The organism is Pedobacter sandarakinus (assembly GCF_026240095.1).
In the GTDB taxonomy this organism is placed as follows: Bacteria; Bacteroidota; Bacteroidia; order Sphingobacteriales; family Sphingobacteriaceae; genus Pedobacter; species Pedobacter sandarakinus.
Window position 1 is genome coordinate 547,978 of record NZ_JAPIVG010000002.1, and the last position, 22,941, is coordinate 570,918.

Annotated in this window: 16 protein-coding genes; 8 read left to right on the plus strand and 8 right to left on the minus strand. The window is 38.6% G+C overall.

Features of this window, described 5'->3' with window-relative positions:
• Nucleotides 1-6 precede the first annotated feature (6 nt).
• Nucleotides 7-885, minus strand: a complete 879-nt coding sequence (locus OQ268_RS08095) for a polyphosphate kinase 2 family protein (RefSeq protein ID WP_265855616.1) — start codon at nt 883-885, stop codon at nt 7-9.
• A gap of 142 nt (nt 886-1,027) precedes the next feature.
• Here OQ268_RS08095 and OQ268_RS08100 point away from each other — a divergent pair, with 142 nt between their 5' ends.
• Nucleotides 1,028-3,478, plus strand: a complete 2,451-nt coding sequence (locus OQ268_RS08100; RefSeq protein ID WP_265855617.1) for a penicillin-binding protein 1A — start codon at nt 1,028-1,030, stop codon at nt 3,476-3,478.
• Nucleotides 3,479-3,621: 143 nt separating this feature from the next.
• The gene (locus OQ268_RS08105) at nt 3,622-6,795 is read left to right on the plus strand and encodes a peptidase MA family metallohydrolase (protein ID WP_265855618.1); all 3,174 of its coding nucleotides are present in this window, start codon (nt 3,622-3,624) and stop codon (nt 6,793-6,795) included.
• A 112-nt stretch (nt 6,796-6,907) separates the two neighbouring features.
• On the opposite strand, the gene OQ268_RS08110 is transcribed toward OQ268_RS08105, so the two are convergent.
• Complete coding sequence (locus OQ268_RS08110; protein ID WP_265855619.1) at nt 6,908-7,258, minus strand: GIY-YIG nuclease family protein; 351 nt, start codon at nt 7,256-7,258, stop codon at nt 6,908-6,910.
• A gap of 133 nt (nt 7,259-7,391) precedes the next feature.
• On the opposite strand from OQ268_RS08110, the gene OQ268_RS08115 reads away from it, so the two are divergent.
• The 4 genes from OQ268_RS08115 (at nt 7,392) to bioD (ending at nt 10,505) form a co-directional block, all read left to right on the plus strand.
• Nucleotides 7,392-8,168 (plus strand): XRE family transcriptional regulator, encoded by a 777-nt coding sequence (locus tag OQ268_RS08115; RefSeq protein WP_265855620.1) that lies wholly within the window; start codon nt 7,392-7,394, stop codon nt 8,166-8,168.
• A 77-nt stretch (nt 8,169-8,245) separates the two neighbouring features.
• Entirely contained in the window at nt 8,246-8,698 is a 453-nt protein-coding gene (locus tag OQ268_RS08120; protein WP_265855621.1) for a hypothetical protein, read from the plus strand.
• A 75-nt stretch (nt 8,699-8,773) separates the two neighbouring features.
• Entirely contained in the window at nt 8,774-9,895 is a 1,122-nt protein-coding gene (locus tag OQ268_RS08125) for an aminotransferase class I/II-fold pyridoxal phosphate-dependent enzyme (protein ID WP_265855622.1), read from the plus strand.
• A 1-nt stretch (nt 9,896) separates the two neighbouring features.
• A complete protein-coding gene (gene bioD / locus OQ268_RS08130) occupies nt 9,897-10,505 on the plus strand; it encodes a dethiobiotin synthase (RefSeq protein WP_265855623.1) in 609 nt (202 codons plus the stop codon).
• Here the strand turns inward: bioD and OQ268_RS08135 are convergent.
• From OQ268_RS08135 to OQ268_RS08160, 6 genes are read right to left on the minus strand one after another with little or no spacing between them, the layout of a single operon-like run.
• Nucleotides 10,497-11,186, minus strand: a complete 690-nt coding sequence (locus tag OQ268_RS08135) for a GDSL-type esterase/lipase family protein (RefSeq protein ID WP_265855624.1) — start codon at nt 11,184-11,186, stop codon at nt 10,497-10,499. The two genes, bioD and OQ268_RS08135, sit on opposite strands and share 9 nt — an antisense overlap.
• A 26-nt stretch (nt 11,187-11,212) precedes the next feature.
• On the minus strand, nt 11,213-12,106 hold the full coding sequence (locus OQ268_RS08140) for a glycerophosphodiester phosphodiesterase family protein (RefSeq protein WP_265855625.1): 894 nt from the start codon (nt 12,104-12,106) through the stop codon (nt 11,213-11,215).
• A 21-nt stretch (nt 12,107-12,127) separates the two neighbouring features.
• Nucleotides 12,128-13,540: a calcineurin-like phosphoesterase family protein gene (locus tag OQ268_RS08145; protein WP_265855626.1), complete on the minus strand. Its 1,413-nt coding sequence runs from the start codon at nt 13,538-13,540 to the stop codon at nt 12,128-12,130.
• 58 nt (nt 13,541-13,598) lie between these two features.
• Nucleotides 13,599-15,107, minus strand: coding sequence for a DUF5689 domain-containing protein (locus OQ268_RS08150; protein ID WP_265855627.1), 1,509 nt, complete (start codon nt 15,105-15,107; stop codon nt 13,599-13,601).
• Nucleotides 15,108-15,124: 17 nt separating this feature from the next.
• Nucleotides 15,125-16,696 (minus strand): SusD/RagB family nutrient-binding outer membrane lipoprotein, encoded by a 1,572-nt coding sequence (locus OQ268_RS08155; protein WP_322973964.1) that lies wholly within the window; start codon nt 16,694-16,696, stop codon nt 15,125-15,127.
• Nucleotides 16,697-16,703: 7 nt separating this feature from the next.
• Nucleotides 16,704-20,030, minus strand: a complete 3,327-nt coding sequence (locus OQ268_RS08160; RefSeq protein ID WP_265855628.1) for a SusC/RagA family TonB-linked outer membrane protein — start codon at nt 20,028-20,030, stop codon at nt 16,704-16,706.
• Between the two features lie 631 nt (nt 20,031-20,661).
• Between OQ268_RS08160 and OQ268_RS08165 the strand changes: the two genes are divergently transcribed.
• Nucleotides 20,662-21,408 (plus strand): ROK family protein, encoded by a 747-nt coding sequence (locus OQ268_RS08165; protein ID WP_322973965.1) that lies wholly within the window; start codon nt 20,662-20,664, stop codon nt 21,406-21,408.
• Between the two features lie 96 nt (nt 21,409-21,504).
• A complete protein-coding gene (gene gndA, locus OQ268_RS08170; RefSeq protein WP_265855630.1) occupies nt 21,505-22,920 on the plus strand; it encodes an NADP-dependent phosphogluconate dehydrogenase in 1,416 nt (471 codons plus the stop codon).
• Nucleotides 22,921-22,941 lie beyond the last annotated feature (21 nt).

The window sequence follows — 22,941 nt, forward strand, 5'->3', positions numbered from 1 at the left end:
TAGTCCTTATTCTGTTAAAAGTGATGCTTTGCAGGTCTCAAGCTTAGCGCTTTCCTCTGCTGTAACTTTCGGGAATTGTAAATCCAGATCTTTTAGTCTGCTTAAAATCAATTTGCTTATAGCCAATCTAGCGTACCATTTTTTATCTGCCGGAATAATATTCCAAGGTGCTGATTTTGTACTTGTTTCATTAATAGCTAATTGGTAAGCATCCATATACTTTTCCCATAAAGCACGTTCTTTGATGTCACCAGAAGAGAACTTCCAGTTTTTAGTGGGATCATCAATACGCTCTAAGAAACGTTCCTTTTGCTCATCCTTGCCTACATTTAAAAAGAATTTCAAGATAACCGTCCCATTTGCAATCAGGTGTTCTTCAAAATTGCGAATACTTGCATAACGTTGTTTCCAAAAATCTTTTCCAATTTTCTTAACATCATCATAACCGGGAATATTCTCGCTTAAAATATATTCTGGGTGGACCTTACAAACGAGCACATTTTCATAGTGCGACCTATTATGGATACCGATACGCCCACGTTCTGGCAGTGCTTTATAGTGCCGCCACAAAAAATCATGCTGGTACTCTTCTGCCGTAGGAACTTTGAAGGTAAAGACCTGGCAACCCTGAGGGTTTAAGCCGCTCATAACATGTTCAATGGCACTATCTTTTCCGGCGGCATCCATAGCCTGAAAAATAATAAGTAGAGAATGTTTTCCACTTGCGTAAAGTTTTTCCTGGAGCTGGCTGATTTCTATTTTAGTTTTGATAAGCTCATCTTTCGCTTTTTCCTTATTATAAGAACCAGTAAAACCTGTTTTCAAACTCTTTAGTGAAACTTTCTTTTCGCCTGGCATAATCAGGTCTTCGAACTCGTCTTTCATAAGCGTGGTTGTGAAGTATAAATCTTTATATGGTTACTTTAAATATAGAACTAAAAAATAAGTAAATTAAATACCTTAATTTGCATAGAGAGTTTTTTATATTTAACGCCACAGCATTTACCAAAAGATCATCTTATTTAATATGTTTAAAGAGATAAAAAACAAGTACTTACGTTATCCTGCGATACTTTTATTTTTCGTTATCATTTTCTTTTCTGCGCTTCAACTCAATTTCTTATGGCTTTTCGGGTATTCGCCGAGTGCACGCGACATTAAAATGCCCACCCTTCGGGTTGGCTCAGAGCTATACACGTCTGATGGAAAGCTAATCGGCAGATATTTTAAGGAAAATAGAACTCCTGTTAGTTTTGGAGAAATCTCGCCAAGCGTAATTAATGCACTAATTGCTACCGAAGATGTTCGCTTTTATAACCATTGGGGTATAGATGCACAAGCGGTTGGTAGGGCTGTTATAGGTTTTGGCAAAGAGGGTGGCGCAAGTACCATTACCCAGCAACTTGCAAAAAATTTGTATCGCACACGATATAATAAGTCGCAAGGGTTGTTGGCAAAAATACCGTTAGTAAGAACCATCATCTTTAAATTTAAGGAATGGATGACAGCAGTCAAACTGGAAGCCAACTATTCTAAAAACGATATCATCACGATGTACTTGAATACCGTTTCATTTGGAAATAACACCTACGGAATTAAAACAGCCAGTAGGATTTATTTTGATAAAGATGCGAAAGATTTAGCAACGGCCGATGCGGCGATGTTGGTAGGGATGCTTAAGGGCACTACGCTATATAACCCAACAAAGAACCCAGAACGTGCTTTGGAAAGAAGAAATGTAGTGTTAAGCCAGATGAACAAGTATAATTTCCTGAGCAAAGACAGTTTATCTACATTAAGTAAGAAGCCTATTGCAATAAAAGAGGGAGCACTAGAAGATGGTAGTGATGGAGATTCTTATTTAAGGGCGGCTGTAGATCGTTATTTGGAGAAATGGTGCAAAGACAACGGATACGATCTTTATGAAGACGGATTGAAAATTTATACGACCATAGATTCCAAGTTACAAAAGTACGCTGAAGACGCGGTTGCAGAGCAGATGAAAACGCTTCAGCGTAGATTTTACAGCGTTTGGGGAAATGAAGATCCATGGTACGATTCAGAAAAGAAAAAAGTTGACTATCCAGATCGTGCTATGAAAAACCTGCCGATTTACGGTATGTTAATGAAGAAATTCCCTAGCCAGCCCGATTCGGTGATGGCCTATTTTAATAAGAAGAAGAAAATGAAAATCTTCACCTACAAGGGCGACAGAGATACCTCATTTTCTACCATGGATTCCATCCGTTATTACGGAAAAATTCTAAATACAGGGATGATGACCATGGAGCCTACCAGTGGTAAAATTAAGGTTTGGGTAGGCGGAATAGACCATAAATTTTTTAAATATGATCACGTTAATCAGGCCAAACGCCAGGCTGGGTCTACTTTTAAGCCTTTTGCTTATCTCACGGCTTTAGAGCAAGGGATGAGTCCTTGCGATAAAATAACAGATAAACCAGTAAGAATCCCCTATCAGGATAAGGGGGAAACAAAATATTGGGAACCTAAAAATGCTGATTATAGTGTGAGCTACCAGGATATGAGTTTGAGGCTAGCTATGGCAAGATCGGTAAATACTGTTACGGCACAATTAACAGAAAAAGTTGGCTGGGATAATGTCGTAAAGTATGCACATGAATGTGGCATTGATAGTCACCTCGAATCTGTTCCATCGGTAAGTTTAGGTTCAAATGATGTTACCGTTTTTGAAATGGTGAAAGCTTATAGCACATTTATGAACAAAGGGATTAAAACCGATCCGATTTTAGTAGAAAAAATCACAGATCAGGACGACAATATTATTGATGAGTTTAAACCAAAAACCAAACGAGTATTATCTGAAGAGATTGCGTGGTTAATGACATATATGTTCCGCGGTGGTATGGAGGAGCCCCGGGGTACTTCCCAGGCGCTTTGGGAATGGCCGGATCTATTTAGAAAGAACAACCAGATTGGTGGTAAAACAGGTACTTCATCAGATTATGTTGATGCCTGGTATATGGGGCTAACAAAAGATTTGGTTACTGGTGTGTGGGTAGGTTGCGATGAAAGAACAGCGCACTTTAAAAACGGGGAACAAGGTGAAGGATCCAGAACAGCACTCCCTATCTTCGCAAAGTTTATGGAAAAAGTATACCTAGATCCATCTACCGGTTATACTTATGGGCCATTTCCGAAGGCGACTGTAGAAATTACAAGAACTTACAACTGCCCAAGTCCGCAATATGTACCAGATACTACCGCAACTGATACAGTGGCTGTGGACTCCACAAATTTTGATGTTCCGGTAGCAGAAGATCAGGTAACACCTACAACACCTGCAGAACAGGAAGTAAAGAAAGAAGATAAAAAAACTGAACCAGTTCAAAACGTGCCTGCACAAAATGTTCCCCTTACGAAGAAAGAAGAGCGGGAGCAACGTAGAAAAGAACGCCAGGAAGAACGAGAAAAAAAGAAACAAGGAAACGGAAATTGATTGATGCGCACGTTGCCTTAAAACATCCGTCACACCTTCAAAAAGTGTTAAATATTTAATAGTAAGTTAAACAATCGCTATTTTTAAAGTTAAATCTTGCGTTCACGATTTATCGTATATAAAAAAACCATAAAACTCTACATATGAAAATAGGTTCTACTTTAATACGCCGGTATGTTCCGTTATTTTTGCTACTGATAAGTTCTGTATTTGCACAGGCCCAGTATTTCGGCCAAAACAAGGTTAGGTACAAAAAACTGGATTTTAAAGTGCTGCAAACTCCTCACTTCGAAATTTACTATTATATCAAAAACGATGCATTATTAAAGAAATTTTCTCAGGAAGCGGAGACCTGGTATAAAATGCATCAAGAGGTATTTAGAGATACTTTTTTAACCAAAAATCCAATTATCCTTTACAACAATCACCCAGATTTTCAGCAAACTACAGCTCTACAAGGTGAGATTGGTATCGGCACGGGAGGTGTAACTGAAGCGCTTAAAAACAGGGTAATCATGCCCATCATGGAGTTGAACAGCCAAACCAGGCACGTGCTAGGGCACGAATTAGTGCATGCATTTCAATACCATACGTTGTTAGAAAAGGATTCTATCAGTTTGGAAAATGTTGGTCAAACGCCACTTTGGATGGTTGAAGGCATGGCTGAGTATTTATCTATTGGTAAGAAAGATGCATTTACTTCTATGTGGATGCGAGATGCAATGCTTAATAGGGATATTCCATCTTTGAAAGACCTTACCAACTCCAATAAATATTTTCCGTATCGTTACGGGCAGGCATTCTGGACCTATATTGGCTCGCAATATGGCGACACAACGATTGTTCCTCTTTTCAAAAATACGGCTAAGTATGGCTATGAAAACGCCATTAAGTACACGTTCGGTTACGATGATAAAACACTTTCAGGACTATGGAAGAATGCGATAGATGCCCACTACAAGCCGATGTTAAAGGCTGATAGTTCGCAAATTAACATCACAGGAACTAAAATTATCGACAATAAAAATGCCGGTAATATGAACGTGGCACCTGCACTAAGTCCTGATGGAAGGTACGTAGCATTCATGTCAGAAAAAGATCTTTTTGGTATCGATTTATTTTTGGCTGACGCGAAAACAGGCCGAATTATTAGAAAATTAAGTAGCCAGATCAGCAACGGCCACATCGATGACTTTAACTTCATAGAATCTGCAGGGGCTTGGTCGCCAGATAGTAAACAGTTTGCATTTAGTATTTTTAGCAGGGGGAAAAATCAATTGATGATTATTGATGTATCTAATGGAAGCACAACCTCTCAAAATGCAATGGAACAGGTTCAGCAATTTGGCAATTTAACCTGGTCGCCCAATGGAAAAGAAATTGCCTTTTCAGGAATGGTTGAAGGTCAAAGTGATATTTTTTCTTACAACCTTGAAACCAAACAAATCACTCAGATTACGAATGATGCCTATTCAGATTATGCCCCCAGTTATTCTCCAGATGGAAAAAAGATTGTTTTCTCTTCTGATAGAGCAGCCATCCAGGCTAACAATATCACTGCAGTGAATCCAATAAATTTATCACTTTATGATATTGAAAGTAAGTCTGTAAGTAATGTTAACGTATTTTCTGGTGCAAATAATTTAAATGCTCAATTTTCTAGTGATAGCAAACACCTCTATTTCCTATCAAACAGAGATGGATTCAGAAACCTTTACAAGTACAACTTTAGTGATAATACGGTAGACCAACTAACCGATTATTTTACCGGAATTAGTGGCATTACTGAATTTTCGCCGGCTATTTCAGTTTCTAATACAGATGATATTGTATATAGTTATTACCGTTACCAGCGGTACACCTTATATAATGCTAAGTTAAATAGCTTCAAAGCCGTGCGTGTTGGAAATCAACAGGAAAACTTTGATGCGGCCATCCTCCCTCCTATGGAAACGATTGGTGTAAACATCATCAATTCTAACTTAAATAACTTCGATAGGTTCGAAAAGGTTGTTGCGGATTCTTTAAAAACTGTTCCCTATAAGCCAAAATTTAGGTTAGATTATTTAGCAAATAGTGGTGTGGGCGTATCTACTAGTCGCTTTGGAACAGGTGTTTCTGGCGGTATTGTAGGTATGTTTAGCGATATCTTGGGCACGAATCAAATTATCGCCAATATATCGGTAAATGGAGAAATTTATGACGCCGGTGGTTTAGTTGGCTATATCAATCAGAAAAGTAGGATTAATTGGGGCGCAGCAGTTTCCCATATCCCCTATGTTTCTGGATTTAGTTCCTATGGTTACGAACAACTTCCTGTAGGAGATAACACCACTATTGATGCCTTGGCAGAAAACACCGACATTATTCGAACATTTGAAGATCAGGTACAGCTTTTCGGCGCCTATCCTTTTAGCAAAATTCACCGTTTCGAAGTTGGTGGTGCCTTTTCGAGATATAGCTACAGGATAGACCGTTACAGTAACTATTATAATTCTACTGGCTTCTACATTGGGTCTGATAGAAAACGTATTTCTAACGAGCAGGCTACCCAAGATTATGGTGTACCTTTCAACTCATTTACACTATATCAATTAAATGCCAGTTTTGTTGGCGATAATTCCATATTTGGTTTAACCGGACCGTTAGATGGATTTCGGTATAGGGTAAGCGGAGAGAAGTATTTAGGTACTTATAACTTTGCAGGCGTAACTGCAGATTTACGAAAATACTGGAGACTTAAACCAATTACACTCGCAGCAAGAACTTATAACACGCTCAGAATTGGTAAAGATGCCGATCGGTTGTATCCAATGTACGTTGGCTATCCATATTTAGTTAGGGGTTACGAGTCTAATTCGATTTATAAAACAACTTCAGCACAATCTTCAGAATCATTTGATATTAACCAACTAACAGGAAGCAAGATCGCGGTCTTTAATTTCGAAATGAGACTTCCTTTTACCGGACCGAAAAAACTGGCTGCAATTCCGTCGAAATTTCTTTTTAGTGATTTAAACTTATTTTTTGATGCTGGTTTAGCATGGACAAATGATACCCAGGTGAAGTTCAAAAGCCAACCTACTTACGTTACCGAGGTTTTAACAGATAACAATGGACAGCCTGTATTAGACAGTGATGGTAACCAGGTTACATTTCAGTCGACAACAGAACGTGTACCAGTAATGAGCGTTGGGATTTCGCTACGGGTGAATGTATTCGGATATTTTGTACTAGAGCCCTATTACGCTATCCCATTCCAACGTAAAGATGTAAAAGGAGGCGTTTTCGGACTTACCTTCGCACCGGGTTGGTAACAACTCCATGTCTATATATTATATTATCATTTCAGACCTTTTTAAGCACCGGTAGTGCTTAATTTTTTCTAACAATGATAATACAATTTTTTTTATCTATGTTTTAAATCTGTTAAGATAGACTAGTAAAAGCTAAATTAATTTGATTAGTTACGTTGCGGTGCAGCAGAATATTTTCGAAATCTAAGCCAATAGTTAAATCTATCCAATCTGGATTGCAAGATCTAACCAAGCGTTCTTTCTGCGCTCTAGTAAACCTACTAATCAACTTGAAACGGGCTAATGCTTGAGCCTCGCTTTTAAACTCTTCAAAATAAACTAGACGCGTAAGTTGTTTACCATTATCGAAAAAAAGATTTGGCATTTGCTTATAAAAATCCAATGTTTTAATAAGATCTGAACTCATGCCAACATGCATGCTTGTACGATTTCTGTCAGTAACGATGTAAACAAACTTTTTCATAATAATCGGATTTTTTAAATAAACTAAACTATTTAGTATACGCTCTTGCAATTCAAAATAATATTACTAACTTTATGAGCATAAAATTACTAACTATTTTAGTATTTCCAAACTTATTTTAAAATTTATTTTTATGTCGAATATTTCAAATAACCTAAAGTACCTCAGAAAGAAAAAAGGCCATACACAGCAGAATTTTGCAGATATTATGGAAATAAAGCGTTCCTTAATTGGCGCTTATGAGGAAGATAGAGCAGAACCGAAATACGATTTACTAAAGAAAATAGCAGAATATTTTGATCTTACCATCGATGAATTCATCAATGAAAAGATAAATGAGAGCTGGAAACCAAAGCCGAAGAGCTCAGGGGCTAACCTGCGGGTTCTAAGCATTTCCGTAGACCAAAATGAGAGAGAGAATATTGAATTGGTTCCAGTTAAAGCTAGCGCGGGTTACTTAAATGGATTTTCAGATCCGCAATACATTAGTGATTTACCAAAATTCCAACTGCCATTACCGGCCTTGCGCCAAGGCACATTCAGGGCATTTGAGATCATGGGCGATAGTATGCTTCCGGTACAGCCAGGAAGTATTATCATTGGGGAGTACTTAGATAATTGGAATGAAGTTAAAACCGGGGAGACGTATATCATCATCAGCAAAAACGAAGGCGTGGTTTACAAAAGAGCTGGCAACCGCTTTAAAGAGAATAAAGATCTGAAATTGATTTCAGATAATAAGGTTTACGATCCATACACGATTGCAGCCGATGATATTTTGGAAATCTGGAGAGCTAAAGCTTACATATCTACCGCATTACCAGAACCTACCCCCGACCCCACTATGGAAACACTAACGCAGATGATGGCACAAATGCAAAAATCCATTTCTCAACTTAATAAAAATTAACACTTTTTAACTTATCCCAATTAAACTGTTGTACTGTTTTTATATCTATAAGCTAACAAACACATAATAACAGAGATATGAAAAGAGCAATTTTAACAATCGCGATAGCAGCAATGGGTTTTACTGCTGCATTTGCACAAGACAGCACTAAAAAAGCCAGAAGGCCAATGCCGAAAATGAGCGCAGAGCAACGTGCTGAAAAGGTAACGGCAAAATTAGAGAAGGAATTAAATTTGACTGCAGATCAAAAAACTAAGATTTATGCTGTAGAATTAGAGAACGCAAAGAAAATGGATACCTGGAGATCTGCCGATCAGGGCGATATGAAAGGCAAAATGAAAGCACGTAAAGCAGCTATGGACGAGCAAAAAGCTAAAGTTGATGGCATTCTAACGGCAGAGCAAAAAACAAAAATGGATGCATTTAGATCAGAAGCGAGAGAAAAGGCTGGAAAGATGAGAAAAGGGATGGATCGCCCGGGTAGAAAAGAAAAACCACCGGTGGTATCAAATCCGCCTACTCAAGGCTAAGTAATCAGGTTAAATAATAGGCGATATTTCAGAAAGCGTTCCATTTTTTTGGAACGCTTTCGTTATTTTTGGGCAATGAGCAAGATCGAGCATTTCCTTACGAACCGGCTTCAGCAACGAGCAGACCTCCAATCGCTAAGAAAACTGACTACTGTTTTTCCTCGTATTGATTTCTCTTCTAATGATTACCTTGGCTTTGCTAAATCACAGGAACTTCAAGAGCTGATAGCAACAAACACGGCTATCAATAAAGCGTTTAAGAATGGATCTGGAGGTTCACGTTTGCTGAGCGGCAATACTGCCTTTACAGAATATGTTGAACAATTTGTAGCTGATTTTCATGCAGCACCAAGCGGTTTGATTTATAATTCTGGTTACGATGCAAATGTTGGTTTACTATCATGCATCCCGCAACGCGGAGATACAATTATTACTGATGAATTGATTCATGCCAGCATTATAGATGGCTGCAGACTTAGTTACGCCACACGATATAAATTTAATCACAACAACTTAAGCGACTTAAAAATTAAGCTGGAACTAGCCAAAGGAAATGTTTTCGTTGTAGTAGAAAGTGTGTATTCGATGGATGGTGATGTTGCGCCACTCCCTGAGCTTGCACGGCTTTGTAAAGCCTACGGAGCTAACCTTATTGTAGACGAAGCACATGCTACAGGTATATTTGGCGTACAGGGAAAAGGATTGGTAACCAAGTATCAGTTGGAAGAAGAGGTTTTTGCTCGTGTAATTACATTTGGTAAAGCCTTAGGTGTACACGGCGCTATTGTGCTTGGAAGTAAGGAACTAAGAGACTATCTTATCAATTTTTCGAGATCGTTTATTTATACTACCGCTGCTCCACCTTATGCCATTGTTGCTATCCTTTCTGCCTATCAGCTACTTCAAAGGACAGATAATAATGACCTGATTGAAAATATTGAATTGTTTAGGCAACTTGCGAAGGGAAACAAGCTCGTTGTGCTAAATAGCATAAGTGCCATCCAAGGCATTATATTTAAAAACAACCAGCAAACCAGAAGCGCAGCAGCTTTTTTACAGCAGAATGGGTTTGATGTGAGGGCCATTCTTTCGCCAACAGTACCTGAAGGAAAAGAAAGGCTACGGATTTGTTTACATACATACAATACCAGGCAGGACATCATTAACCTGATTGACCACCTGAAAGAACTTAATTGAAATGACTAAATATTTTATCACCGGTATTGGGACAGGTATCGGAAAAACGATTATAAGTGCTATAATAACCGAGAAACTGCAGGCAGATTATTGGAAACCTATTCAATCTGGCGATTTGGATTATAGTGACAGCAAAACGATAGCAAGTTTAATCAGCAACAGAACTACCGTAATTCACCCAGAGCAATACCGGCTTACCCAACCCTTATCCCCACACCTTTCTGCAAGATTAGATGGATTAACAATCGAACTTGAAAATTTCAAAATTCCTGAAACAAAGAATAGCTTAATTATTGAAGGCGCTGGCGGTTTAATGGTTCCACTGAATGAAAAATATTTGATTATAGATTTAATTAAACAGCTTGATGTACAAGTTATTTTGATTTCTCAGCATTACCTCGGCAGCATAAACCATACTTTACTTTCTATAAATCTTCTAAAGCAATATGGGATTGCTCTTAAAGGAATTATCTTTAATGGCGAAGAAAATGAGGAGTCTGAACGTTATATACTTCAATACACCAAAGCAAAAAAGCTAGGTTATGTACCCAGCTTAGATATTATTGATAAAGATGCAATTAAAAAGATGGGTAATGCATTGCTAATTTAGGAAACCACTCTTTTTTAAGAATGATGCCCAAACCTGGTATCCTTCTGGAATTAGGTGCAGGCCATCTTTAGTAAGCTCAGAGCGAAGATGTTGATCCTGGTCGGTGAAAACGGGATACAAATCAATAACAGTTACGTTTTTTGCTGCAAACTTTCTTATCTCATCATTCAGGAACAAAATGTGTGCATCTTTTCCATAATGATTTTTGAATTTACCGAATGTGCTGTTAACTGGCAAAAGCGTATTGAAATAGATTTTGGTTTTTTTGCTGCCTGCTCTGATTCTAGAAATCATCGATTTATAATTTCTTAAAATAATGCTATCAGGTATATTTCTGGAAATATCATTAATGCCAATTAGGATAAAAATTTTAGCTGGCCTGCCATCAATCACATCCTGTAATCGCTCTAGAACACCGAAAGTGATATCGCCGGAGATTCCTCGATTTTTAGCCTGAGGCAAACTGAGCAACTTAGCCCAGTCGGTTCCCGCAGTTATGCTGTTACCCAAAAAAATAAAATCCTTTTTCGAGGTGCTTTCACTTTTAAATTTTTGTACTAACTCTACGTATTTACCTGGTCGATAAGTGCTATCCCATGTTGAAGATTGAGCATTTGCATGCCCATTAGCTAGTAAACCAAAGAAAAGAATGAAAAAAGCAACTTTAATAAATAATTTCATGTTGATAGATTTTATAATGCAACCACTTATTTTGCCTTAACCAAAATATCCGGATAATCAGATATGATTCCATCAACTTTTAAGGCTTTGAGATTTACAATTTCAGTTGTGGTATTGGCAGTCCACGGAATAACCTTAACACCATCTGCATGGGCGCTATCCACAAAATTTTTATCAACCATTTGAAAAGCCGGACTGATAATAAATGGTTTAAACCCTAGATCGGAAATGTTTTCTTCGTAAGTTTTCTTGTTCGAAACTAAAAAAGAAGTTTTAATGTTGGGATATTTTTTGTTGATTATCTGAATAGTTCTCTTATCAAAAGACTGAATCACCACGTACGAGGCAATCTTGTGGTGCTCGATTACATTCATCAACAATTGAACGAAAACTTCTGGCGTTGGGTTTGTAATACCATCCCCCTTTTCGCTACACTTTGTTTCGATATTATAAAAGAACTGTTTGCGTTTATGCAGTTTAATGTCGGCTTGTACGGCGTTGATCAAGTCTCCAAGCAAGGGAATCTCCGTTTTTATTTTTTTCTGCGATGGAAATAAATCGTAAAATTTAGACCCAAGATCAAATTTCCGAAGGTCTTTATATTTCATGCCAAACACAGCATATTTCTTTGCATCAGAAGCTGGAATTTCAGTTCCATTCGGGCTAACCATAAATGCCGGACTTAAATAATCATCGTGGGTAACAACCACTTTACCGTCTTTAGTAACGTGAGTATCCATTTCCAAGGTGGTAATACCATCAATCGTCATGGCATTGAGCATGGCTGTTATGGTATTTTCAGGCATAAGCCCCCTTCCCCCTCTGTGTGCTTCGGCACTAAAAGTTGGGAAAGGCAATTCTTGAGCGAACATTTTCCCGGCGAAAAAAAATGTCGCTAGACTTAGTATGATGTATTTCATGATATCATAAATCGTATTAATCTACCCTTTTGATTCTATTTCAAATTTTTCGCCAAACCGATCTGTAGCCACTACCTTTACAACGTTTACATTTGGCGCAAAATGAGCAACAAAGAGGTGTTCTGTAGAATGGGGCTCGGGAAATGTTCTACCTGCAGGTAAAGTTGGCCCTTTATATAAACTAACAGTTTGCGGATCATACCCCTTTTGGTTTTCCATCTCTCCCATTGCTTTACCATCTAAAAAGTACTCTACTTTCCACATGGGATCCCAATTCCAGACATTTGCAATAAGACGCTTTTGATTGGTTAATTCATCAATATAGATATGAACTTGCTCTTTTCTATCTAAGCCTGTCGGCTGATAATACCACTTAAGATCCGTACCATCAACAGCATAAACTCCGTAGCCTCTTGGGGTCCCGTCCTCGCAAACCGGACCCGTCCACCAGGCACCGCAAACCGCACCGTGGTTGTGTTCAAAAATTCCGTTAGTTATTACGTTACGGGTGTAGTGTGTATGGCCAGACATGATATGCACCTTGGTAAAATCCTTTAACAACGCATATAGATCGGCGTTGTTCTTTACAGAATTGTGTACCGGAATATGCAGATTGATAATGATTAAGGCATCTTTTGAAACGAAGCTTAAATCTTTCGCCAGCCAGTCTAATTGCGCCTGAGAGATAAATCCATCATAATTTCGTTCCACACCTAGGTAGCGCACATCATCCATTACAACATAATGTGCTTTTCCCCGATTGAATGAATAATAAGTTGGTCCATAATGTTCCTGGAAGGTTCGGTCAGATGTATCATCCCCACCCATTCGGTAATCCATATCATGGTTACCCAAGCATTGAAAAAATGGAATGCCCATCTCTTTTACTGCCAGATCGTAATCTGCAAATAGCTCGTGATTATCCCAAACAATATCGCCAACAGTAATACCATGAACCGGAATTTTGCCCATCGATTTAATTATCTTTTTAGTATCCGGCACCGCAGTAGCCATCATTTGAGCAACATCTTTTTTATTTTTTACCTGTGGATCTGCCCAGATTATAAAATTGTGGCGGGTATCACTCATCCGCATCGGATTTAATTCAAAATTTAAGGCGTTCCTCGCATCAAGTTTTTCATAATACTTGGCGAGGTTGCTGTTGGTGGTAAATTCGTATCCTGAAGGTGTGCTGATCCAGATGAATCTTGCCAGCTCATTGAGTTCTATTGAATAATTTCCATTTTTATCAGTAGGTATTACACTGAATCCATCAGATACCAAAACATTGGCAATACCTTTACCTTTACTGGTTACTTTACCACTAATTTTACGATCAACGGCTAAAAGTGAAAGCGCTGAATACGATTTTAAACTCACAAACAAAGTTGTGGCCAACAATCCAGATTTTTGAATAAAAGATCTTCTGTTCATATAAGATATCGAGCTATAAAAATAAGCCACCAATTTTAATGGTGGCTTGAGGAATAATTTAGTTTACAATCGTAGTGAAACCAGCAGCGGCTTCTATGGTGCTTAATGGCGATGTTGATGTTAACGGAATGTTCCTGGCAACTCTACCAGTACTCCATAAGCCGGTAGCAACATCATAAACTCCTCCCAGCATTGCAAAATTACCGGTAGGGCTTGGAAAAGCGAATTTACTGGTATTTGTTCCCGCACCATAAAAGGCAACACTCTTCCTATTTTGAATAGTACTATATTTATCAGTATTGGTAATCCTGTAGCCGGCTTCTGGAGGACCGGCAGAATATACAGTACCATTGCCGCCATAGAAAATAACATCTAGTGGAACGGAGTTTCCATCAACTCGAATACCTTCAAAAACTGCTATACCAGCAACATTCCCACTGTTAGCAAGTAAATTAGTAGTTGCCGTACCAAAATCTGCACCATTTATAGTAGAATATTGTGTACTACTTATCCATACCGCAGAACTAATGTTGGTAGAACCAGCTCCGTAAATATTTTTATTACCTCCTACATAGCAAAAATCACCTTTTTTAACGGTACCAGTTGTAATGTTAATTTTATAAGTTCTTACCCCTCCAAATGCCCAGCCGTTAGTGGGCGCAGCAATAATACCTGCGTTATTTGCAACAACTATAGAAAATGGCGTAGTAGCAAAATTGATATCACGAGTGGCTTTAAACTGTATATACTCGTAATTGGCATCAGAGCCGCTCGGATCTGTTAAATATCCTGTAATGATTAATGCAGATGGCTTAATCAACGGCAGGGCAAAAACGTCATCAGCGGTACGTGGCCTAAGTTGTGTTCCAGTCGAACTAAGTACCACAATGCCAGTGAAATCAGCTAGCGGTACCAATTCTTGATTTGCAAAACTTGCGGATGGGTCAGTGTATACGGTTGCGCTGCCAAAGCCATCATTAATGGTTTTGCTACCCGAAATCGTTTCGCCTGCGATTGGCTCTGGATTAACACTACCTTTGCTAATCGTAATTAGTGTACTTTCGTAAAATTCGGGTTTAGCCGCCAAGGTAGCAGAATTTACCGCCTGCATTTTAATTGCCCTGCCTGAAGCAAGCTTTGTAACATTTGCGGCAGATACCCCAACAACCTGTAAAGTGCCGTTCACACGTTTTAGTGTTCCACCATCGATTTTGATATGAACGGAATCACCAGGAACATATTTCGTTGCATCTGAACCTATGTTAACTGCGATACCTCTTAAAGAATCGATGCCACTGCCGGTGCTGCGACTATTTTGCAGCATCAGTAAGCCTTGAGGTAAATTGCCATTGCTCTGATCGGAAATAACAACACCCCTAATGCTTGTGGCTCCTGCCATGTTAGCGGTTGTTAATTGAACATCAGCATTGGTAAATAACTTCCGTAGGTCGAAATTTGAAATATATGGACTTACAGTAATATTAAAGTAATCGGTTTCTCGTTTACAACCCATCCATGTGCTACCAATTAAGCAGATTGCACAGATATAAAGTATGATCTTTTTCATTATATTTTATTTATGGATTACGGTTTTTGCCACCAAACTAATGTGTTAATATCGTCTGCACCCTGTGAGGCAACAGCATTCCTATAGCTTGTTGGGTTTGTTGATTGTGTTACTATCGGATAATTTAGTCTCGCTGGCATTTTACCACCATTTGCTAGTCCGGTTCCTTGAGGAAGGAATGGATGTTGTGTTCTTCGATATTCTATCCATTGCTGAAAATCGACCAAAAACATAGCATAATATTTTTGGATGTGGATAAGCTGCATCTTACTTGGAGCATTACGGGTAAGATTATCTAATGGTAATGCATTGTTCCAGGCAATGTCTGCCGCATTAATGTATGATATAACTGCCGGATCAGTGCCACTGGTAAAACGCTCTGGCATCCAATAATTAACCGCATCAGCAATACCTTTGTTATAATAACTTTCGCCAGTCCCGCTAATCCAGCCCTTGGCAGCAGCTTCTGCCAATATGAAATCTACTTCTGCACAGTTCATAATGATACCAGTATATGGATCAGTTTGCAAGGTATAAGCCGCATTTTGTGCATCAGAGTAAAAATAAGATTGTTTTACTACTGATGTACCAGCATCATAACCACTAGGTACGCCAACATAGCCGGCAGGACCTGGTGCGATACCAAACCTACTGATGTTGTTTTTTCCTAATTGAGGATTGATGCGTGGATCTACCCAAGCGCCCAGGTTACCAAGAAAAAAGTCTGTGATGGCTGGCGTTCTAAAGTCAACCGCCCTAACACTTATCATAAATGGAGAAGAATATAATGCTGTACTGCTATTGGTGCCATTCCAAAGAATTTTTGCAGTATGGCTGTTGTTCTCCATAATTGGATAGTTGGCCTTATTGGTTTCTGCTATTTCTTTAATTTTGCTAACTGCTTGAGTACTTACCTCTGCTTTTCCGGATATACGAAGCAATAACCGCAAGTATAAAGAGTTTCCAAATCTACGCCATTTGTTGATATCTCCCTGAAAGACAGGATCTGAATTTGCGGTAATTGCTTTTCCTTCTGTAAGTAGTTTATTAGCCTCCTCTAGTTTCGCAAATAAGTCGAGATAGATGTCTTTTTGCTTATCGAAGGTAGGTTCGTAAACGCCTTCTTTACCTTTGTTCGCATCCTTATAAGGCACGTCGCCATACACATCGGTTAAGAGTTGAAAAACCCACGCCTGCGTAATAAGTGATATTCCTTTGTAAGATGAATTTAAGGATTCCGGTTGATTAGCGATGGTATAAATATCCCTTAAGTTAGTAAGTTCTACATACCAGTTATTCCAGGTATAATCAGCGAGGTTACGCCTCAAATCGTACCTAAACACCTTGCCTTCAGCATCGCTAATATCTACGGTAACCTGCATCAACTCATTATTTAGCCCCCTATTACGCACCATGTTTGCGTACAGAACGTTCACTAATGCTGGTGCCAGCAACTGGCTGGCTTGCACTTTTGATTTACCAATCGGATCGGTATTTACTTCATTAAAATTCTTCTTACATGAAAAACTCAGTGAAATAAATAAAGCCAAGAGTGTATAACTTTTTATTCTAATTGCTCTTTTCATCATTTCTATATTATAAACCCACAACTAAACGTACACCATAACTTCTTGTAGAAGGTAACTGACCGGTTTCGAAACCTTGCACAATATCACTTCCTGAAAGCGTTCCAAACTCTGGATCGAACGCTGGCCAAGGTGACCAGATAAACAGGTTACGACCGTATGCGCCAATGGTGAGTTTGGTGAAGCCTATTGATTTTAAAAATTGTTTACCAAAAGAAAAGGTAATGTTCGCCTCTCTAAATTTTAAATAATCTGTGCTGAAGACACTTCCCTCCGCTTGGTCTGAACCATATAAGGCAGTATAAAAGCTCTCTAGGTTGGTTGCTACCACATCATTAGGTCTATATGTACCATCCGGATTTTGCACTACGCCTTCTCCAATTACCCCATTATATCTTCCTGGCAAAGTAATTTTTAATTTACCTAATGCTGCCATTCTTGAAAACGTTAGGGAATGGGCTACAGCACCAACTTGAGCATCAAATAAACCATTTATACTAAAGCGATCTATGGTGATTGTTGTTCCGAAACTAAATCTAAATTTAGGCATTGTGTTTCCTAAATACACTAAATCAGTCGTTCCAATTTTTGCGTTTCCCGTCGACTGATCAAAAATGATTTGGCCATCTGGGGAACGCATAAGCCCTCTTCCGTATAAATCACCCATGCTGCCACCAACATTTGCCACGATCTGACCACCACCCAAGGCACCAGTCCTTAACACTACCGAACTATCAGCAAGTTCTGTAATTTTATTTCTGTTAGCCGTAAATGTTCCCGTTAACTGCCATTTAAACTTTTTGGTTTGCAAAGGCGTACCATTAATAGCCAATTCTAAACCCTTATTCTCAACCTTTCCAACGTTGAATACAGCAACATTATATCCTGTGGCACGATCTACGATGCGGCTTAAAATTTGATTTTTGGTATTGCCCATGTAAGCGGCAAAGTCTAAACCAAACCTGTTTTTAAACATGCGTAACTCTGTACCCAACTCTATAGTTGTTGTTTTAAGTGGTTTCAAATTTGGATTTGGCAAAATATTTGGATTAGTCATTGCACTATCTGGATAGATTCCATTGGCAGCTAAGCTGTAGTTATAAGCTGTGCGGTAAGGAGTTGTACCGCCACTTCCCACTTGAGAAACAGAGGCTCTTAACTTGAAGAATGTAATAGCCTTTGGAAGTTCCCATAGATCTGAAACTACAAATGATGTACTTGCGGATGGATAGAAAAAACCAACATTATCTGTTCTGAAAGGAGTAGCAAGCGTACTGCTCCAATCCTGGCGACCAGTTAAATCCAGGTATAGAAAGTTTTTAAAGGTGAATGATAACGCTCCGTAAAAACTGTTAATGCGATAACGAGCAGTATCGGGAACTGAAATAAGCGGTCCTGCATTATTGGTTAAGCTATAAATACCAGGCTCCACTAAACCATCTGCACGTAACTCCGATTTTTTATACTCGTTGCGCATCTGGCTTCCGCCAACTGTAGCATTCATTTTAACTGATTTCGAAATCGTTTTATCATATTTCAAAAGGAAATCTGCATTTATTTCATAGGAGTTAATGTCTTGAACTCGGTAAGAACCTTGAGCGAATTTATTTCCTGCGGCATCCCAAGGGCGCTGGGTTTCTCGAATTTCATGATTGTAATCAATAGATCCACGAACCATTAAACTCAATTCTTTGTTAAATTTATAGTTTGCCTGAAGGTTTCCTAATGCACCATTTCTACGTTGTTTATTTAAATATTGCTCTGAAACAGCATAAGGGCTCTCCGGATTTGTAGTCGTAATATTCACAAATCGGATATTTGTAGCATCTGGTGCCCAATAATCTCTATACCAATCCGTATTTACATTGGGTTGTGCAAACATAAACCAATACATTAGCGATTGATTACCATAACCAGTTGCTGGTAAATTATCGCTATGCCTATTGTTGTATATGGTTTTAAAATTGATGCTTAGTTTTTTAGATACATTACTATTTGCAGAGAAGGTTAAGCTGGTGCGCTCTAGCCCGGTATTTGGCACAATCCATTCATTATTTCCGTGGCTTGCAGAAAACCGCATCCCGACATTTTTATAAGCCCCGTCTAAACTTACCGCATTGGAAGACTCAAACCCGGTTTGAAAGAATGATTTTATTGGATTTTCATAAGCTACCCATGGAGTTCTTGTAAGGCCCCTGGTTTTCGTGGCAGGATCGTACTGATAAAAACTTCTGCCTGTTCCAAATGGTGCGCCCCAGCTGGCACTAGTAGCATTTGTGCTAGGTCCATCTTCAGTTGTTCCATAAGAAAAATAAGGCACACCGAACTGCCCCTGTCCAAATTCGCTTTGGATATCGGGATTTTTATTTACTGATTCCCAAGTGCTGTTTGAAGTAAAAGATATGCTTAGTTTTTTCTTTGAAGCGCTGCCTGATTTTGTTGTGATGATAATAGCACCGTTAGCACCCCGTTGACCATACAATGCCGAAGCACCAGGCCCCTTCAATACAGTTACACTTTCGATATCATCCGGATTAAGGTCATTTAAAGCTGAACCAAAATCTGGCGGCATAATATCTCCTGAGGTACCATATACACCTCCAGAAGAAGCTGGGGAGCGTCTCGCAGAGCTGCTCGCTACCACACCGTCGATTACGATCAAGGCTTCATTATCACCTGTAAGGTTGTTTTCGCCCCTCAAAATTATTTTATTTGAAGCAGCGGGGCCACTATTCCTCACCAAGTTTAAGCCTGCAACTTTTCCCGAAAGTGCATCGGTCCAGTTGCTCGACACCGCATTCGTTAATGCAGTGCTATCAACTGTTGTAGTTGCATATCCTAAAGCCTTTTCTTCTCTTTTGATACCTAATGCCGTAACTACAACTTCATTCAATGTGCTACTAGATGGCTTCAAACGAACCAAAATACCGTTCTGACTGGTTGCAAAACTACGAGTAACCACCGTGTATCCAACCATATTAAAAGAGATAGCGCTCCCATTTGGAACATTAATGGAAAAATCACCATTACTATTAGTTACACCTACTACTTTTCTACTGGCATCTGAAATAGTAGTTCCAATTAGTGGTTGACTATCATCATCATCCAATACCTTTCCTTTTATGACTACGTTTGGTTTTGCTTGCTGAGAAAAAGACAGCTGTGCGCTTGCTACAAAAAATATCAAGAGCAAAATACTTGCAATAAACGAGTTTCGAGTCCCAGATTTCCCACGAAAGGTGCTAACCCTTTTAGGTGAAATTACCTGCCTGTTCGAGTTGACTGCTACATCTCCATGCAAACATCGAGCAAATGGTTGAGTAGAATTTTTGATCATAATTATTATATCCAGTTTTAAAGCTTTTTCCGATTTCGGCCTATCCCTTTCAGGATTTGCCCGCAAAGTAAGTGTGTTTGTGTTAAGAATATGTTACGTGATTATTAACGAATAGGAAGGGCTCAATGATGTTACGATTGGTTAGTTGTTATGTTATTTTATGTTTCGTTTTATAAAAATATAAAAAACAAATCGAAATTAAAAAAAATAGCGAGTTTATTGGAAATTAATTTTGTACGAGAAAGTTATCAAAGCACCAGACGTGTTCACAACACATATGAAAAAACACAAACACCTAAATAAATTGGCTTTATAGAGCATAATAGACCTATCTTTAATAGAATTATTTGGGCAGCCTCGTGGACAACAAAGGCTATAAGCGTGTGTAATAATTTCATTACAACGCCTAAGAATACTTCAAATAATTATTCAAGCAAACGAAATCCAAATCATTGTAACTTTTTCGTTTGCTTGAAATCGAAACATAAAGAAAGTGTGAAGCGTAGTTGAATGTGCGTCGATTACAAAGCTTACATAATTAAATTAGTTTGGCAACAATTCGTTTAATAATCAATGTTTGATTTAATTTGCAAACATCAGTTGGTTTAAAAACAAAAGCATAACAATGAAAATGAATAGTAACGAGCAGAATATCTTATCTATTGATATAGGTGGAACAAGTATCAAGACAGTTCTTTTGGATGAGTATGGTAATATGTTATCAGATTATCTGAAAAGTAAAACCCCCGATAGCGCAACACCTAAGGATATTGTTGAAGGAATTCAAGAACTAATCAAACCAATTCCAAATACTTTCAATAGGGTTTCAATTGGTTTTCCTGGTTATGTTAAAAATGGGATTGTTAAAACCGCTCCAAATTTAGCCAAAAACAAATGGGATGATGTAGCGTTAGCACAGCGTGTTGCTGATGCACTTGATAAACCCGTAAGACTCGTAAATGATGCAGACCAGCAAGGGCTAGGCGTTGTTGATGGGAAGGGCTTCGAAATCGTATTTACTGTAGGAACTGGTTTTGGCACTGCACTATTGTTCGACGGTGACCTACTCCCCCATTTGGAGTTGGCACACTTCCCAATTAGCAAAGAAGAAGATTATGATGATTACATTGGAAACAAGGCCTTTGAGAAACTTGGAAATGAGAGATGGAATAAGCGGCTAAAGAAGGTAATCGAAACCTATAAAACTGTATTTAACTATGATACGTTGTATATAGGTGGTGGCAACGCCAAGCATATCGATTTTAAGTTAGACAGCAACATTAAATTGGTTTCAAACAGAGATGGAATTAAAGGTGGTGCGAAGCTTTGGAAACTCGCAGATAAGTTTAACATCTTCACTGTAAATCCAAAAGTGTAAACTATACACTAACTAGATCCATTTATTACAATCTTTTAACATCAAAATCCATTAAATTAATTTGGAAACCCTAATTTTGGTTAAATAAAAAAACAAATGTCAAATAACGAATCTAAAAATTACAAATTGGGAATGATAGGTTTAGGTACCATGGGCCGTAACCTATTGTTAAACATGGCAGATAAAGGATTTGCTGTAACTGGTTACGACAAAGATCGGAAGATGATTGCCAAACTTGAGGAAGAAGGACAAAAACACCAACTCGAAGGTTTTGATAATATTGATGCATTTATCAATAGCTTGCAAACACCTCGTACCTTAATCCTCCTTGTACCAGCAGGCCCAATAGTTGATAGCGTTATTTCTGAACTAAAACCTCTACTTAGCAAGGGCGACATTATCATCGATAGCGGGAATTCCCACTTTACCGATACAAATAGAAGAGTTGATGAATTGGAGAAAGACGGACTTCATTTCTTTGGAATGGGAATTTCGGGTGGAGAAGAAGGTGCACGATTTGGGCCAAGTATGATGCCGGGTGGCGACAAAGATGCATACAATGTTGTAAAGGATGTTTTTGAAGCTGTTGCTGCCAAGGTAGGCTCAGACCCTTGTGTAACCTATATTGGTCCAGGCGCATCCGGTCATTTTGTAAAAATGGTTCATAATGGTATTGAATATGCCATAATGGAGTTAATTGCAGAAGTTTATGGCATTTTAAAAAATGGCTTGGGTTACTCAAATGAACAGATTTACGAAGTGTTTAAAAAGTGGAATGAGGGAAAACTAAAGTCATTTTTGCTGGAAATTACCGCAGAAATCTTCTTGTACAAAGATACCGTGAGCAGTAGTGATTTAGTTGACCAGATTAAAGATGAAGCACGCTCCAAAGGCACCGGAAAATGGACATCGGAGGTTTCCATGGAATTACAGTTACCAATTCCAACCATAAACGAAGCTGTTTCAAACCGGGATCTTTCTAAATTCAAACAGTTAAGGGTTACTCTGGAAGCCGCATTTGGCGAGAAAAAAACCGCTACAGATATTAATCTTGATGATTTGGAAAATGCGTTTTATTTCGCAATGATCAGCGCATATGCCCAGGGTATGCATTTGCTGTTTCAGGCTTCTAAAGAATATCAGTATGATTTATCTCTGCAAGAGATTGCCAAGATCTGGCGTGGAGGATGTATAATAAGGGCTAAATTTCTAGAAGATATCTATCAAGCTTATGATAAAAATAATCTATTAGAACATTTATTTGGTGATGATGGAGTTCAGCATATCATCAAAGATTGTTTAACAGGTACTCGCAAAACCATTACGGCTTGTATAAATGCAGGGATCGGTGTTCCGGCATTTGCATCTACGTTAACCTATTTCGATACCATCACCACTGCAAGAATGCCGTCTAATCTGATTCAAGCACAACGCGATTTTTTTGGTGCACATACCTTTGAAAGAATAGATCAGGAGGGTACTTTCCACGCTGATTGGAACAAACTGTCATAAATACACACGAACTAACAAAGA

Coding starts and splice junctions, on each gene's coding strand:
- OQ268_RS08100 (WP_265855617.1), top strand. CDS start 1,028: ATGTTTAAAGAGATAAAAAACAAGTACTTACGTTATCCTGCGATACTT.
- OQ268_RS08140 (WP_265855625.1), bottom strand. CDS start 12,106: ATGAAATACATCATACTAAGTCTAGCGACATTTTTTTTCGCCGGGAAA.
- OQ268_RS08155 (WP_322973964.1), bottom strand. CDS start 16,696: ATGATGAAAAGAGCAATTAGAATAAAAAGTTATACACTCTTGGCTTTA.
- OQ268_RS08150 (WP_265855627.1), bottom strand. CDS start 15,107: ATGAAAAAGATCATACTTTATATCTGTGCAATCTGCTTAATTGGTAGC.
- bioD (WP_265855623.1), top strand. CDS start 9,897: ATGACTAAATATTTTATCACCGGTATTGGGACAGGTATCGGAAAAACG.
- gndA (WP_265855630.1), top strand. CDS start 21,505: ATGTCAAATAACGAATCTAAAAATTACAAATTGGGAATGATAGGTTTA.
- OQ268_RS08160 (WP_265855628.1), bottom strand. CDS start 20,030: ATGATCAAAAATTCTACTCAACCATTTGCTCGATGTTTGCATGGAGAT.
- OQ268_RS08120 (WP_265855621.1), top strand. CDS start 8,246: ATGAAAAGAGCAATTTTAACAATCGCGATAGCAGCAATGGGTTTTACT.
- OQ268_RS08115 (WP_265855620.1), top strand. CDS start 7,392: ATGTCGAATATTTCAAATAACCTAAAGTACCTCAGAAAGAAAAAAGGC.
- OQ268_RS08165 (WP_322973965.1), top strand. CDS start 20,662: ATGAATAGTAACGAGCAGAATATCTTATCTATTGATATAGGTGGAACA.
- OQ268_RS08145 (WP_265855626.1), bottom strand. CDS start 13,540: ATGAACAGAAGATCTTTTATTCAAAAATCTGGATTGTTGGCCACAACT.
- OQ268_RS08125 (WP_265855622.1), top strand. CDS start 8,774: ATGAGCAAGATCGAGCATTTCCTTACGAACCGGCTTCAGCAACGAGCA.
- OQ268_RS08095 (WP_265855616.1), bottom strand. CDS start 885: ATGAAAGACGAGTTCGAAGACCTGATTATGCCAGGCGAAAAGAAAGTT.
- OQ268_RS08110 (WP_265855619.1), bottom strand. CDS start 7,258: ATGAAAAAGTTTGTTTACATCGTTACTGACAGAAATCGTACAAGCATG.
- OQ268_RS08135 (WP_265855624.1), bottom strand. CDS start 11,186: ATGAAATTATTTATTAAAGTTGCTTTTTTCATTCTTTTCTTTGGTTTA.
- OQ268_RS08105 (WP_265855618.1), top strand. CDS start 3,622: ATGAAAATAGGTTCTACTTTAATACGCCGGTATGTTCCGTTATTTTTG.